Source organism: Psychromonas algicola (genome assembly GCF_004378355.1).
Lineage (GTDB): Bacteria > Pseudomonadota > Gammaproteobacteria > Enterobacterales > Psychromonadaceae > Psychromonas.
Genome location: NZ_SNUB01000006.1, coordinates 100,774 through 113,783, shown reverse-complemented (window position 1 = coordinate 113,783; position 13,010 = coordinate 100,774). Strand labels below are relative to the sequence as shown.

Below are 13,010 nucleotides of genomic sequence, written 5' to 3'. Positions count from 1 at the left end.
TAAAAGAGACAAAATGGCTAACGCTAACCGCCCTAAAATATTACTTTCATTACACGGTTTTCATAGTTCTCCTGCATCACTTAAAGCGCAACAAATGCGTGATCACCTTTTATCTAATCATCCTGATATACAATTTTATTGCCCACAACTTCCCGCGCTGCCCGAACAAATGTGGCAAGTCATTGAGACTTTTTTTGAACAATATAAAGAATATGAAATCGCAATAATGGGGAGTTCTTTAGGCGGATTTTTAGCGACTAAAGTTGTACAAAAATATGCGGTAAAAGCGTTATTGATTAACCCGGCGGTGACTCCTAATTTACTCTTTGAAAAGTATCAAGGACCACAGCTTCATCCTTATTTACAGCAACAGTACGAAATAAATCAAGATTATATTAAGCAAATAGAAAATTTATATATTGAAAAGTTAAAGTATCCTGACAAAATATGGGTACTATTACAGCAAGAAGATGAAGTGTTAGATTACAGAGATGCATTGCAAAAGTATAAAGCGTGTAAAATAACTTGTGAAAAAGGAGGAGATCATAGCTTTATAGGCTTTGATCGCTATCTTACTGAGATAATTCATTTTCTTTTTTAAATTCGTATAATCAACTGATTCTTATGTGTTAACTTATACACTGAAGTAATTATTATCCATAGAGCAAAACATAGGTGCATGCATGAGCGAACAATATAATTCAGACTCCATTGAAGTATTGAACGGACTTGATCCCGTTCGCCATCGACCGGGGATGTATACCGAAACCAGTCGTCCTAATCATTTAGGGCAAGAGGTTATTGATAACTCCGTTGATGAAGCTTTAGGTGGTCATGCAAGCTCAATTCAAGTTATTTTACATGAAGATCAATCATTAGAAGTTATTGATGATGGTCGTGGTATGCCTATTGATATTCACCCAGAAGAAAAAATTTCAGGGGTTGAGCTCATTTTTTGTAAATTACACGCGGGTGGTAAATTTTCTGGTAAAAATTATGAAATATCAGGTGGTTTGCACGGTGTTGGTATTTCTGTGGTTAATGCATTATCAACACGTGTAGATGTTCAAATTCGTCGCGGTGGTAAAATATTCCATATTGCATTTGAGAATGGTGAAAAGAAAGAAGAGTTAAGTGAGATTGGTACTTGTGGCAAACGTAATACTGGTACAAGCGTCCATTTTAAACCTGACCCAAAATATTTTGATAGTTTCAAATTTTCAGTTTCTCGCTTATTGCATCTATTAAAAGCGAAAGCCGTTTTATGCCCAGGCTTGAGCATTAAATTTAAAGATAAAGTAAACCAGAATAACTATGAATGGTGTTATGAAGATGGTTTAAATGATTACCTCCTAGAAACCGTTTCAGAAAATGAATTATTACCATCAGTACCTTTTGTTGGAAAATTTTCGGCTAATGGAGAAATGGCAGATTGGGCTGTGGTCTGGTTGCCTGAAGGTGGCGATTCAATTGCAGAGAGCTATGTTAACCTTATCCCGACAGCGCAGGGCGGTACACATGTAAATGGATTCCGTCAGGGGCTATTAGAAGCTATTCGTGAATTTTGTGATATTCGAAACCTATTACCTCGTGGTCTTAAATTAAGTCCTGAAGATATTTGGGATAAATGTAGCTATATCCTTTCAGTTAAAATCAAAGAGCCTCAATTTGCAGGTCAAACGAAAGAGCGTCTTTCATCTCGTCAATGTGCTGTTTTTGTTTCGGGTGTTGCTAAGGATGCTTTTAGTTTATGGCTAAATGCGAATGTAAATGAAGCAGAAGCTTTAGCTGAGTTCTGTATTAATAATGCACAAACGCGTACACGTAAAAGCAAGAAAGTCGCACGTAAGAAAATAACTCAAGGGCCTGCATTACCTGGAAAGTTAACTGATTGTTCAACACAAGATCCTGAGCGTGGCGAATTATTCTTAGTGGAAGGTGACTCGGCAGGTGGTAGTGCAAAACAAGCGCGAGACCGCGAATTTCAAGCGATTATGCCATTGCGTGGTAAAATAAAAAATACGTGGGAAGATGAATCTGACGTTATTTTAAGCTCAGAGGAAATTCATAATATTTCAATTGCTATTGGTATCGATCCTGCGTCAACAGATTTATCTGGGTTACGCTATGGAAAAATTTGTATTTTAGCCGATGCCGACTCTGATGGTTTACACATTGCGACACTCATTTGTGCTCTATTTGTTAAACATTTTAGAGCCGTAGTTGATGCGGGTAACTTTTATGTTGCTATGCCTCCATTGTATCGTATTGATATTGGTAAAGAAGTTTATTACGCATTGGATGAAGCTGAAAAAGATGGGATTTTGGCTCGTATTGCAGCAGAGAAAAAACGCGGCAAAGTGAATGTACAGCGATTTAAAGGGCTAGGTGAAATGAATCCGCTACAATTACGTGAAACCACCATGGATCCTAATACACGTCGCTTAGTGCAGTTAACTATCGATGATGCAGACTCAATGCTTGAAATGATGGATATGTTGTTAGCTAAAAAGCGTGCAGGTGATCGTAAAACATGGTTAGAAGCAAGCGGTGACATGGCGGCGATTGACTAAAGTTATTCCTTATAGGGTCATTACGCAGCATCATAAAACCACTGACAATCATTATTTATATTATCAGTGGTTTTAAATCAATCTTAGTTTGGTGCTTGAAAGATTGCTGCTCTTAGTTCATTCAATGCATTTACTGAGAAGCCTCTATCGTAGAAATGTAACACTTTCCCTTCATTATTAATTAATATCACACGCGCGTTATTACCGTTTTCATTACCAGTAAATGCTTGCATGGTTTCACCATCTTCATACAAAGTAACTACACCTTTCCATAGCTCTTTTGGAATACCTTTACGCATACCATTATTAATTTGTGTTTCGAACATACGTGGAAACATCCCTTGAATAGCAGGTATTTCATAGGCTGATACTTCAGTTTCTGTCATATCCAAAGCAATTAACCAACGGTCAATATCAAATTGAGCATTTTGTTTATAGCCAACGAGCAATAATGTTATCGGTAAATTGAAGTCAGAAGGTATTTGAACTAACTCTTGAGCAAGGCTTTCTCCTTGCATTGAAGGGAGTGTTTTACCGTAGATGTTTTGATTTTGGTAAGTTGTACTACATGCGCTAAGTAATAGCGTCAGCAATAATGATGTGAATAATTTCATTGGCCAAGTCTCTTTGTCATAATTCAATTAATTATAGCTAATATACGTAATAAGTAAGTCTTTAGATCAATTAACTTTTTAATGGCAGAATATGTCTTGTTTTGTTAACCTCCTTAACAATCTCATTTGTAATCTAAGTATAGAGTATTGGGTTAATTATCAATTTAAGGAATTTATATGCAAGATAGTCCAGCTGAAGTCGAGGCCATGATCCCTAAGTTTTATGTTGTTTCATTAAATAAGTTTGCCATATTATTTATAGGAACTGCTGGTTTGTATATGGTTTATTGGTTTTATCAACAATGGAAGTCATATAAATTAAGTGTTAATGGCAATCAAATGCCTATTCTGAGAGCGCTTTTTTCGATATTTTTTGTGCATTCTCTGTTTAATAAATTGACCGCTTTCTACGCAATAAAAAGTGGTAAAAAAAGTTCCGCATTAAGTACGGCTGCGACTTTATTTGTGGTCGTGAGCGCGATTAGCTTCGCTAGTGGTTATGTACCAGAAGACTCTGAATTAAAGCCTTTTTTATTAGTGCTTAATCTTGTTTTTACATTTGTACTTTGTTGGTTCTGTTATCAAGCTCAATGGTTTATTAATTACATTTGTAATGATATTAATGGTGAAAGTAATAAAGAATTTACCGGTGCTAATTATGCCTGGATTGCGGTGGGGGCGCTTTTCTGGTGTATGTATGTTATTGGTATTATTGGCCACTTTTAAGTGGTCTTTAAAGTTTAGCGTTTATATCTTATTGGCTGTTGATCTCTTTTGATAGCCTATTCAACTTTTCGAATGTTTAATACAAACTTTTCCAGTCAATTTCTTCAGCGTTAATGCGTTCATTAGCAACATAATGTAAATGGTAAGCACTGTCTATCATGGTTTCGTTATGTGGATTTAAGCACATATCATCACCATTTTTGTCTTTACTATACCCCAGTAAAATCATGTCATATTGTTGTTTAAAACGTTCAAATATTTGTCCAAAGTTAATTTCTGTTTCCAACTCTGGTACTTTAAAGCTATATAAGGTTGCGCCATTAAGTGTTGAAAGTAACTGTTCTGTTACTTGACTTGAACCTGGATCTTGCATGCTTCTAACCATCATCTTTGCACTGTTATCAATGCTGCATTCAATATGTGGGCAATGCATTTTTAATAGTTGAGCTTTGGTTTGGTCAAAAAAGTGAGCAGTGATATTTGCATTTTTATCTGCATAAGTGGCGATACTTAGTGCAATAGAAAGCGTTTCATCATCTGACTTCCCATCAACAATAATACGTTTCGCTTTCTTTAGGGCGATACGAGCTAATTCATTCGTGTCCGAAAAAGTGCGTAGCTTAGCAAAGGATATTTCATCTATTTCCGGGAACGGGTCTTTCATCTCGTCGGTTACACATAACAGTATTTGTCTTTTTTTACGTTTTTTATCGCCCAAAATTAACCGCACGATCTGCTCTGTTGAGTATTTATCCCAACATAATAAAAGAATGTGATCGTCTAAATATGAGAAGTCATTACTGCCGTTCATGTTTTTTCTCGCTATATTAATAAACAATTGTGTTGTTTTGCTAATAAATGAAGCAAATATCACTAATCCAGAGGGAATTTGCCAAAAGGCAACAATCGATTTCCCTAATTGGCTTACAGGGCTGAGATCACCAAAACCAACCGTAGAAACGACAACCATATTATAATAAAAAAACTCAAATGGACTGCTAGTTAGCTTGTCTTCCTGCGCAATGATAAAGAGTAAGTACGTGATCAAAGCTTGTAATAAAATCAGTAAAAACATTGCCGGCCAAGTTAATTGGCGACTAAATTTTGTAAGCAGCTTTTTAACTCGTACAAATGGCATCATATTGATTACTTAACGATTGTTATTATGTGATAAGAAGAAACGATAAGCTTGATTAAAGGTTTCATCTTTGTAGCTATAACCGAGCTCAGTCAAATGCTGACTGAACTTGTCTGCTTGTTCTTCATTTACTTCAAAGCCGACTAATGCTTGTCCGTATGCTGCACCATGATTACGATAGTGGAACAGCGTTATATTGGCATCTGTACCCAGTAAATTGAGGAAATTTAATAATGCATCTGGTGTTTGTGGAAACTCAAAACTGTATAAGCGTTCTGTTAAGTGATGGCTTGGCACTCCACCGACCATATAGCGTACATGTAACTTAGCGGTTTCGTCTTGGCTTAAATCTGCAACGGCATAACCTGCTATTGCTAGTTTTTCAGTTAATGTAGAGACTTCTTCTAGACCCTGTGGCATTTTTACACCAACAAATATATTTGCTTCTTTATTGTCGTTATAACGATAATTAAATTCAGTAATAACTCTGCCATCTAATTGATTACAGAAACCAAGGAAGGCTCCTTTTTTCTCTGGGATAGTAACCGCCAATATACTTTCATTTTGCTCGCCAAGCTCACAACGTTCAGAAACGTAACGTAGACTATGGAAGTTAACATTTGCACCACTTAAAATAGCAGCAAGGCGTTGATCTTTTATTTGATGCTGTTGTGTGTATTTTTTCAATCCAGCTAACGAGAGTGCGCCTGCAGGCTCTGCAATCGCACGGGTATCGTCAAAAATATCTTTCATCGCGGCACATATTTCATCGCTGCTCACTGTGATCACTTCATCGATATATTGCTGACATAGGCGGAAAGTTTCTGTCCCAATCGTTTTAACCGCAACACCATCAGCAAATAAACCGACTTTAGGTAGTGTTGTTGGCTTGCCCGCAGCTAATGCGGCACGTAAGCAGGCTGCATCTTCAGGTTCAACTGCAATAATTTTAATATCTGGTAGTAATTGTTTGACATAAACCGCAATACCCGCGGCTAAACCTCCGCCACCAACGGGAACGAATATTTTGTCTAAACGAGAATCTTGTTGCAGTAGTTCTTTACCGATTGTACCTTGTCCTGCGATGGTATCAGGATCATCAAAAGGATGTATTAAGGTATAACCATGTTCTTTTGCAAGAGCTAATGAATGGCCATTGGCTGCATCAAAGCTATCACCAAACAAAACAACATTGGCACCAAATGAACGAACTGAATTAACTTTAATATCTGGTGTGGTCGTAGGCATCACAATAGTGGCTTTTAATCCCATTTTTTGTGCAGATAAAGCAAGACCCTGTGCGTGATTTCCAGCAGAAGCGGCAATAACGCCACTTTGCTTTTGTTGTTCATTTAAGTTTGACAGTTTATTGTAAGCGCCACGTAACTTAAACGAATGTACTGGCTGTAAGTCTTCGCGTTTCAATAATACGTGATTGCCTAAACGAGCCGATAACTTGCCTAAAGGCTGCAGTTTAGTTTCAATAGCGGCTTCGTAAATAGGCGCTAATAAGATTTTTTTTAAATACTGTTCGCTAGAAATTACTGACATTACAACCCTTTGTTTTTAAATTAAAAAATCAAAACTTATAAAGTTAAGATTTAATTGTTGCAAATAACTCACCTAAACGAGTGACGCTAGATGGTGCTAAAGCTTCACTAAATTCAATTGTACCTTTAGGGAACAAAGCAACAATCGTACTACCTAGTTTAAAGCGACCCATTTCAGCACCTTTTTCTAAGTGAATGTCCTGATCCTTGTAATCCCAGTATTGCAGTTCTTTATTCTTTTGTGCTTTTAATGTGCCTTCCCAAACCGTTTCTATACTACCAACGATTGTTGCGCCAACTAATACCATTGCCATTGGACCAATTGCGGTAGAAAAAATAGCAACGGCACGTTCATTACGAGCAAATAAGTTAGGTACATTTTGAGCCGTTAAAGGATTCACTGAAAACAAGTCACCAGGAATAAAGATCATTTGTTCTAGCTTGCCTGCGATTGGCATATGAATACGGTGATAATCTTTTGGCGCTAAATAAACCGTTGAGAAAATACCATCATCAAAAGGAGCGGCAACATCATCACGTCCACCTACTAATTCACGTAAACTAAAATCATGGCCCTTTGCTTGAAATATACGGCCTTCTTTAATATCACCTTGTTGACTAACACATCCATCAACGGGGGTTGCTAGATTATTATCACCTTCGACGATAGGACGTAAGCCTTCTTTTAATTCACGAGTAAAGAAGTTATTAAAGGTGTCAAAATAAGCGGGATCAGAATGTTTTGCTTCACTCATATCAATTTTAAACTTCTTAATAAATTGAGTGATTAAAAAGGTAGTGAATTTACCCATTTTTGCTTCAGCCAACTTACCAGCCAAAAAAGTTAAAAGGTGCTTTGGTAAAAGATATTGGCCAATTATTTTTAGTTGGTCGTTCATAGTAAACTCTCTTTATAAATGTATTTTTCTAATAAATGATTTAGTAAGTATTTGGATCTCGGTGACGTGCATTTTTAGCGTCATCCATGGTTTCCAATATGCGTAAAAAACTATTAAATCTTGCTTCGTCAATGTCACCATTTTCTACAGCTTCAACCAAGGCACAGCCGGGATCTGCTTGATGCTTACAATCTCGGAAACGGCAATTACCAAGGTAATCTCTAAATTCTATAAAGCCACTGGCAATGCGTTCTGCTTCTAAATGCCACAATGAAAACTCACGTATTCCTGGGCTATCAATTAAATCTCCGCCATCACTGAAGTGATATAAGCGAGCCGCAGTGGTGGTATGTTTACCAAGGCCTGAACCTTCAGATATTTCACCAGTTACCGCGCCCACTTCGGGTAATAACATATTTAACAATGACGTTTTACCTACACCTGACTGACCAACGAAAATGTTGATCTTATCTTTCATTGCAGACTTTAAATCATTGAGTCCATCACCATGCATAGAGCTGTAAATCACTTTATAGCCGATATTACGGTAGCTTTGTAGTTCTTGGTCAATTATTTTTGCTGATTCAGAATCTAAAAGATCAACTTTGTTTAAAACAATAATTGGAGTGATGCCAATATCTTCACAAGCGACTAAATATCGGTCGATAATATTGCGAGAAAACTCAGGGGCTATGGAGCTAACGATAATGATGTGGTCGATATTGGCTGCAATAGGTTTAATACCGTCATAATAATCAGGTCGAGTTAATACCGTTTTGCGTGGATGAACAGCTTCGATCACCCCACTGATACCTTGATGTGATTCTTTTCCTGCTCGCCATACGACTCGGTCGCCTGTAACCAAAGAGCGTATAGAACGGCGTAAAGTACAACGTTCTACTTTACCTTGTTCATCTTCGATATCAGCATGCTGACCAAAGCGACTGACCACTAAACCCTCTAGTTGTGGACCTAGTTCAGATTCATCCCATTGTTTATCGTTTTTAGGTGTTAAGCGCTTGTTATGATTGCTTTGAACACGACGAACTTGGTTTTTACTGAGTTTTTTCTTCTTAGCCACAGACTTCCTTTGCTACCACTGGTGATTTGAATGGCGTATCATACTATATTTTTCACATAATAAAGCTATTCAACAAGAGAAAAGGGCGGTTATCTAATGAACAAAAACAATTTGGTGTGGATCGATCTAGAAATGACAGGTTTAAACCCTGACACTGATAAAATTATTGAGATTGCAACCATTGTGACTGACAGTGATTTAAATATTTTAGCGGAAGGCCCTCAATTTGTGATCCATCAAAGTGATGAAGCACTTGATGCAATGGATGAATGGTGTACTGAACATCATGGAAAATCAGGCTTAACGGCGCGCGTTAAGGCCAGCAAAATAAGTTGTGCACAAGCAGAGCAAGAGACGCTTGAATTTTTAAAGCAATGGGTTCCTGCTGGAGCTGCGCCATTATGTGGCAACAGTATAGGCCAGGATCGTCGTTTTATGGTTAAGCATATGCCGACGTTAGAAGCTTTTTTCCACTACCGTAATATTGATGTGAGTACAGTAAAAGAATTAGGTCGTCGTTGGGCACCTGAAATGGTCGAAGCGCATAAAAAAACTGGTACACATTTAGCGCTTCAAGATATTAAGGAATCTATTTCTGAATTACAGCATTATCAGAAACATTTCTTTAGCTATTAAGCTACTTTTTAAGCAAGCTTTTTAATATTTGCTCAAAAACTCAACATGCAAGCTTAGAACTGCTGAAAATAGCTAAAAAAAGCTTGCAATCATTAATGCCATCTCTATAATTCGCACCTCGTAATGAATGGGTATTACCAAGTACCTACTCTTTTATAAGAGAATTGTTACAGGAAAATGTGATGCGTTACTAGCTCAGTTGGTAGAGCACAACCTTGCCAAGGTTGGGGTCACGAGTTCGAGTCTCGTGTAACGCTCCAAATTTGAAATGTATTTACGTACATTTAAAATTTTTTCCAAATAGTTTTAGATAAAGCGTTACTAGCTCAGTTGGTAGAGCACAACCTTGCCAAGGTTGGGGTCACGAGTTCGAGTCTCGTGTAACGCTCCAAATTTTGAAGTATTATGTGCATTGAGCACAACCTTGACTTATTAAGAGCCGGGGTCATGAGTTTCAAGTCTCGTGTAACACTCCAAACTATCTAATCTATAAATTATGAAGCGTTACTAGCTCAGTTGGTAGAGCACAACCTTGCCAAGGTTGGGGTCACGAGTTCGAGTCTCGTGTAACGCTCCAAATTACTTTTTCTTCATTTAAAAAAATCCCTGCTAGAAATAAAACAACCTTGCCAATTAAGAGCTGGGGTCACGCGTTTTTTTAGTCTCCTGTAACGCTCCAAATTACTCTTCTTCATTTAAAAAAATCCCTGCTAGAAATAAAACAACCTTGCCAATTAAGAGCTGGGGTCACGCGTTTTTTTAGTCTCGTGTAACGCTGCAAATTACTCTTCTTCATTTAAAAAAATCCCTGCTAGAAATAAAGCAACCTTGCCAATTAAGAGCTGGGGTCACGCGTTTTTTTAGTTTCGTGTAACGCTCCAAATTACTTTTTCTTCATTTAAAAAAATCCCTGCTAGAAATAAAGCAACCTTGCCAATTAAGAGCTGGGGTCACGCGTTTTTTTAGTCTCGTGTAACGCTCCAAACACTTTTCTACTTCTCTTTATTTCCAAAAAATCCCTATTCGTTTAAATTTAACAATGTTAACAATTAGCAACGTACTTTATGCTTTTTGATACCATCAAATTCTGTAAATAAGCCCTTTATTCGTTCTAAAAGTAATCTATATGTTAATTAAATGTGACACTTATTTTCATATTGCCATCTTGTTATTGATGGTTGCTGGTGATGTAGTTATATTGCCAACTCATTTATTTAATTTAAGAAGCTATTTATGTCATTAGAAAGAACTCTCTCAATCATTAAACCCGATGCTGTTAGTAAACACTTAATTGGGGCTATTTTACAACGTTTTGAAAGTGCTAATTTTACAATTGTTGCTGCAAAAATGTTGCATTTGACGAAGGATCAGGCTGAAGCATTTTATGCTGAACATGAAGGGCGTGAATTTTATGCTCCTTTGGTTGAGTTCATGACTTCAGGTCCAATTATGGTTCAAGTCTTAGAGGGCGAAGATATCATTCCAAATTACCGTGAGTTAATTGGCAAAACCGATCCCACACAAGCAGCTCCAGGAACTATCCGTGCAGACTTTGCGGAAACAACTCGTTATAATGCAGTACATGGTTCAGACAGTCCCGAGTCAGCGTCACGTGAAATTGCTTTTTTCTTTGCTGATGAAGAGATCTGTCCTGCAACAGAAAGTTATAAATAACTTTTTGCACACAAGTTAAATAATGTAAATAAGGGCATCGATGAACGACATCGTTATACTGATGGAACAGGTGCCATCATTTTATTTTGTTACTGTTTCAATCTTAGGGTTATTAATTGGCTCATTTTTGAATGTTGTTATTTATCGTTTGCCTATTATGATGGATCGAGCGTGGAAATCTGAATGCGCTGAATCTTTTCCAGATGCAGGTATTTACGTTGATAACAAAATATTTAATCTTTCTTTACCTCGTTCTACCTGCCCGCAATGTCAACATGTCATAGGATCTTTGGAAAATATTCCATTACTCAGTTGGCTGTTCCAGAAAGGACGTTGTAAACATTGCGACTGTAAAATTTCTATTCGTTATCCGAGTATTGAGTTATTAACTGCGTTAATGTCTTTTGCTGTTGCTTGGTTATTACCCTTTGGTTGGCCTGTTCTATATGCGCTTATTTTTACTTGGTTTTTAATTGCGCTTACCTTTATTGATTTAGATACCATGTTATTACCTGATCAGTTGACCCTGCCTCTATTGTGGTTGGGGTTATTGGTTAACTTATCTCATTCATTTGTTAGTTTAAACGACGCGGTGCTTGGTGCTGTCTTTGGTTATTTAAGTCTTTGGTCTATTTATTGGGCATTTAAATTAATAACAGGTAAAGAGGGCATGGGATATGGTGATTTTAAATTATTCGCGGCTTTAGGTGCTTGGTTTGGTTGGCAGGCGCTACCATTAATCATCTTACTCTCATCTTTTGTAGGCGCTATTGTTGGTATTATTATCATTGCTCTATCGAAAGATAAACAAAGCCAAGCATTTCCATTTGGGCCTTATTTAGCGGCTGCGGGATGGGTCTATTTGGTTTACGCTGATGAAATTAATCAGTTCTATTATACTCTTGTTTTATAGCGGTTTTTTATAATATGACAGATCAGACTAAGGCATTAAATACAGAGTCATATAATGATCAAGATTGGATGCTTTATGCGCTATCTTTAGCGGATAAAGCTGAATCCGTTGGTGAAATACCGGTTGGTGCGGTATTAGTAAAAGATAATAAGGTGGTCGGCGAGGGTTGGAACCTTTCTATTCTTGAGCATAATGCGTGTGCCCATGCAGAAGTTAAAGCCATTGCAGAAGCAGGCGCAAAACTACAGAATTATAGATTAATTGATTGCACGCTTTACGTTACACTTGAGCCTTGCCCTATGTGTGCCGGTGCGATTGTACATGCTCGTATCAAACGTCTTGTTTATGGTGCAGGAGATTATAAAACGGGTGCTGCGGGGAGTGTTTTTGATTTGGTACGAAATGATCAACTTAATCATCAAGTTGAAGTCACTTCAGGAATTTTTGCAGAAGAATGCGCAACTAAGATCAGTGATTTTTTTAAGCGTCGTCGTAAAGAAAAGAAAGCCCTCAAAAAAGCAATGGCTAAGGAAGTAAGTGATGAGCAGTAAAGTAGTTAATTTTGAAATTGAAAAAGAAACAAAAAATAGTGTTCGCTATAAAGAAGTGCCTGAGGAAGGGCAAGCGCCTATTATTGGTTCACTTTATTTACAAAAGTGGTTTGCTGGAAATAGTAAAAATATTCAAGTGACTATCGATAAAAAAGACTAACGATAATAAAACCATGCACTTAGTCATGGTATTATTACTCTTTATTGCATTATTACCTAAGAGCAAAGCAGTAAATTATTTTGTAAATGTACTAATAAATCTACACGTTTTAACACACCAACGAGTTTGCCTTCACTTAATACTGGAAAAATATTGTCCGATGATTTTTGTGTTTTTATTGCAACCTCGGATAGTTCATCGGTTACAGATAAAGAAACAAAATCCTTAGCCATGATCTCATCAACAGTGACTGGCATATCACAATGATACCCGCTTATAAGTAACGCTTTTTGACAGTCAATAATAGAGACCATTCCAATCAATTGTTTACTGCTATTGATTACTGGTAATTGTGTTTGTTGGCTGTTAATTAATACTTTAATTATATCCATTAAGGGAGTTTGACATTCAACTGTTATGGGTTTTTTATGCATGATTGTTTGAATAGTTTGCTGGCTCATATTGTCACCTTATTTGTTATGTTTTAACTTATAA

At 37.1% G+C, this 13,010-nt stretch carries 14 protein-coding genes and 3 tRNA genes; 11 read left to right on the top strand and 6 right to left on the bottom strand.

Features of this window, described 5'->3' with window-relative positions:
- Window positions 1-13 precede the first annotated feature (13 nt).
- Window positions 14-601: a YqiA/YcfP family alpha/beta fold hydrolase gene (locus E2R67_RS04760; RefSeq protein WP_134289787.1), complete on the top strand. Its 588-nt coding sequence runs from the start codon at window positions 14-16 to the stop codon at window positions 599-601.
- A gap of 82 nt (window positions 602-683) precedes the next feature.
- Window positions 684-2,573 (top strand): DNA topoisomerase IV subunit B, encoded by a 1,890-nt coding sequence (gene parE, locus E2R67_RS04755; protein ID WP_134289786.1) that lies wholly within the window; start codon window positions 684-686, stop codon window positions 2,571-2,573.
- 83 nt (window positions 2,574-2,656) lie between these two features.
- On the opposite strand, the gene E2R67_RS04750 is transcribed toward parE, so the two are convergent.
- On the bottom strand, window positions 2,657-3,187 hold the full coding sequence (locus tag E2R67_RS04750; protein WP_134289785.1) for a hypothetical protein: 531 nt from the start codon (window positions 3,185-3,187) through the stop codon (window positions 2,657-2,659).
- Window positions 3,188-3,364: 177 nt separating this feature from the next.
- On the opposite strand from E2R67_RS04750, the gene E2R67_RS04745 reads away from it, so the two are divergent.
- A complete protein-coding gene (locus tag E2R67_RS04745) occupies window positions 3,365-3,913 on the top strand; it encodes a hypothetical protein (protein WP_134289784.1) in 549 nt (182 codons plus the stop codon).
- Window positions 3,914-3,989: 76 nt separating this feature from the next.
- Here E2R67_RS04745 and E2R67_RS04740 read toward each other — a convergent pair whose 3' ends face one another.
- The 4 genes from E2R67_RS04740 to rsgA are packed head-to-tail and all read right to left on the bottom strand — an operon-like array spanning window position 3,990 to window position 8,581.
- A complete protein-coding gene (locus E2R67_RS04740; RefSeq protein ID WP_134289783.1) occupies window positions 3,990-5,054 on the bottom strand; it encodes a potassium channel family protein in 1,065 nt (354 codons plus the stop codon).
- Between the two features lie 9 nt (window positions 5,055-5,063).
- Complete coding sequence (gene ilvA / locus E2R67_RS04735; protein WP_134289782.1) at window positions 5,064-6,602, bottom strand: threonine ammonia-lyase, biosynthetic; 1,539 nt, start codon at window positions 6,600-6,602, stop codon at window positions 5,064-5,066.
- 43 nt (window positions 6,603-6,645) lie between these two features.
- Window positions 6,646-7,500 carry an archaetidylserine decarboxylase gene (asd, locus tag E2R67_RS04730; protein ID WP_134289781.1) on the bottom strand — a complete coding sequence of 285 codons (855 nt, stop codon included), beginning with the start codon at window positions 7,498-7,500 and terminating at the stop codon, window positions 6,646-6,648.
- Window positions 7,501-7,540: 40 nt separating this feature from the next.
- The gene (rsgA, locus tag E2R67_RS04725) at window positions 7,541-8,581 is read right to left on the bottom strand and encodes a small ribosomal subunit biogenesis GTPase RsgA (RefSeq protein WP_134289780.1); all 1,041 of its coding nucleotides are present in this window, start codon (window positions 8,579-8,581) and stop codon (window positions 7,541-7,543) included.
- A gap of 96 nt (window positions 8,582-8,677) precedes the next feature.
- Between rsgA and orn the strand changes: the two genes are divergently transcribed.
- From orn to E2R67_RS16595, 8 genes are all read left to right on the top strand, one after another.
- Window positions 8,678-9,217 carry an oligoribonuclease gene (gene orn, locus E2R67_RS04720; RefSeq protein ID WP_134289779.1) on the top strand — a complete coding sequence of 180 codons (540 nt, stop codon included), beginning with the start codon at window positions 8,678-8,680 and terminating at the stop codon, window positions 9,215-9,217.
- A 184-nt stretch (window positions 9,218-9,401) separates the two neighbouring features.
- A tRNA-Gly gene (locus E2R67_RS04715) sits at window positions 9,402-9,477 on the top strand.
- A gap of 55 nt (window positions 9,478-9,532) precedes the next feature.
- Window positions 9,533-9,608: transfer RNA gene (locus E2R67_RS04710), tRNA-Gly, on the top strand.
- A gap of 110 nt (window positions 9,609-9,718) precedes the next feature.
- Window positions 9,719-9,794: transfer RNA gene (locus E2R67_RS04705), tRNA-Gly, on the top strand.
- A gap of 656 nt (window positions 9,795-10,450) precedes the next feature.
- On the top strand, window positions 10,451-10,891 hold the full coding sequence (gene ndk, locus E2R67_RS04700) for a nucleoside-diphosphate kinase (protein ID WP_134289778.1): 441 nt from the start codon (window positions 10,451-10,453) through the stop codon (window positions 10,889-10,891).
- A 40-nt stretch (window positions 10,892-10,931) separates the two neighbouring features.
- Complete coding sequence (locus E2R67_RS04695) at window positions 10,932-11,804, top strand: prepilin peptidase (protein ID WP_134289777.1); 873 nt, start codon at window positions 10,932-10,934, stop codon at window positions 11,802-11,804.
- 14 nt (window positions 11,805-11,818) lie between these two features.
- The gene (gene tadA, locus E2R67_RS04690; protein ID WP_134289776.1) at window positions 11,819-12,355 is read left to right on the top strand and encodes a tRNA adenosine(34) deaminase TadA; all 537 of its coding nucleotides are present in this window, start codon (window positions 11,819-11,821) and stop codon (window positions 12,353-12,355) included.
- A complete protein-coding gene (locus E2R67_RS16595; protein ID WP_166739311.1) occupies window positions 12,345-12,515 on the top strand; it encodes a hypothetical protein in 171 nt (56 codons plus the stop codon). Before tadA ends, E2R67_RS16595 begins: the two co-directional genes overlap by 11 nt.
- A 56-nt stretch (window positions 12,516-12,571) precedes the next feature.
- Here the strand turns inward: E2R67_RS16595 and E2R67_RS04685 are convergent, their stop codons facing one another.
- Complete coding sequence (locus E2R67_RS04685; RefSeq protein WP_134289775.1) at window positions 12,572-12,976, bottom strand: CBS domain-containing protein; 405 nt, start codon at window positions 12,974-12,976, stop codon at window positions 12,572-12,574.
- Window positions 12,977-13,010: the final 34 nt, after the last annotated feature.

Excerpts from the sequence above, each read along its gene's own strand:
- E2R67_RS04750 (WP_134289785.1), bottom strand. The coding sequence starts at position 3,187 with ATGAAATTATTCACATCATTATTGCTGACGCTATTACTTAGCGCATGT.
- E2R67_RS16595 (WP_166739311.1), top strand. The coding sequence starts at position 12,345 with ATGAGCAGTAAAGTAGTTAATTTTGAAATTGAAAAAGAAACAAAAAAT.
- orn (WP_134289779.1), top strand. The coding sequence starts at position 8,678 with ATGAACAAAAACAATTTGGTGTGGATCGATCTAGAAATGACAGGTTTA.
- parE (WP_134289786.1), top strand. The coding sequence starts at position 684 with ATGAGCGAACAATATAATTCAGACTCCATTGAAGTATTGAACGGACTT.
- E2R67_RS04695 (WP_134289777.1), top strand. The coding sequence starts at position 10,932 with ATGAACGACATCGTTATACTGATGGAACAGGTGCCATCATTTTATTTT.
- asd (WP_134289781.1), bottom strand. The coding sequence starts at position 7,500 with ATGAACGACCAACTAAAAATAATTGGCCAATATCTTTTACCAAAGCAC.
- ndk (WP_134289778.1), top strand. The coding sequence starts at position 10,451 with ATGTCATTAGAAAGAACTCTCTCAATCATTAAACCCGATGCTGTTAGT.
- E2R67_RS04740 (WP_134289783.1), bottom strand. The coding sequence starts at position 5,054 with ATGATGCCATTTGTACGAGTTAAAAAGCTGCTTACAAAATTTAGTCGC.
- tadA (WP_134289776.1), top strand. The coding sequence starts at position 11,819 with ATGACAGATCAGACTAAGGCATTAAATACAGAGTCATATAATGATCAA.
- E2R67_RS04760 (WP_134289787.1), top strand. The coding sequence starts at position 14 with ATGGCTAACGCTAACCGCCCTAAAATATTACTTTCATTACACGGTTTT.
- E2R67_RS04685 (WP_134289775.1), bottom strand. The coding sequence starts at position 12,976 with ATGAGCCAGCAAACTATTCAAACAATCATGCATAAAAAACCCATAACA.
- ilvA (WP_134289782.1), bottom strand. The coding sequence starts at position 6,602 with ATGTCAGTAATTTCTAGCGAACAGTATTTAAAAAAAATCTTATTAGCG.
- E2R67_RS04745 (WP_134289784.1), top strand. The coding sequence starts at position 3,365 with ATGCAAGATAGTCCAGCTGAAGTCGAGGCCATGATCCCTAAGTTTTAT.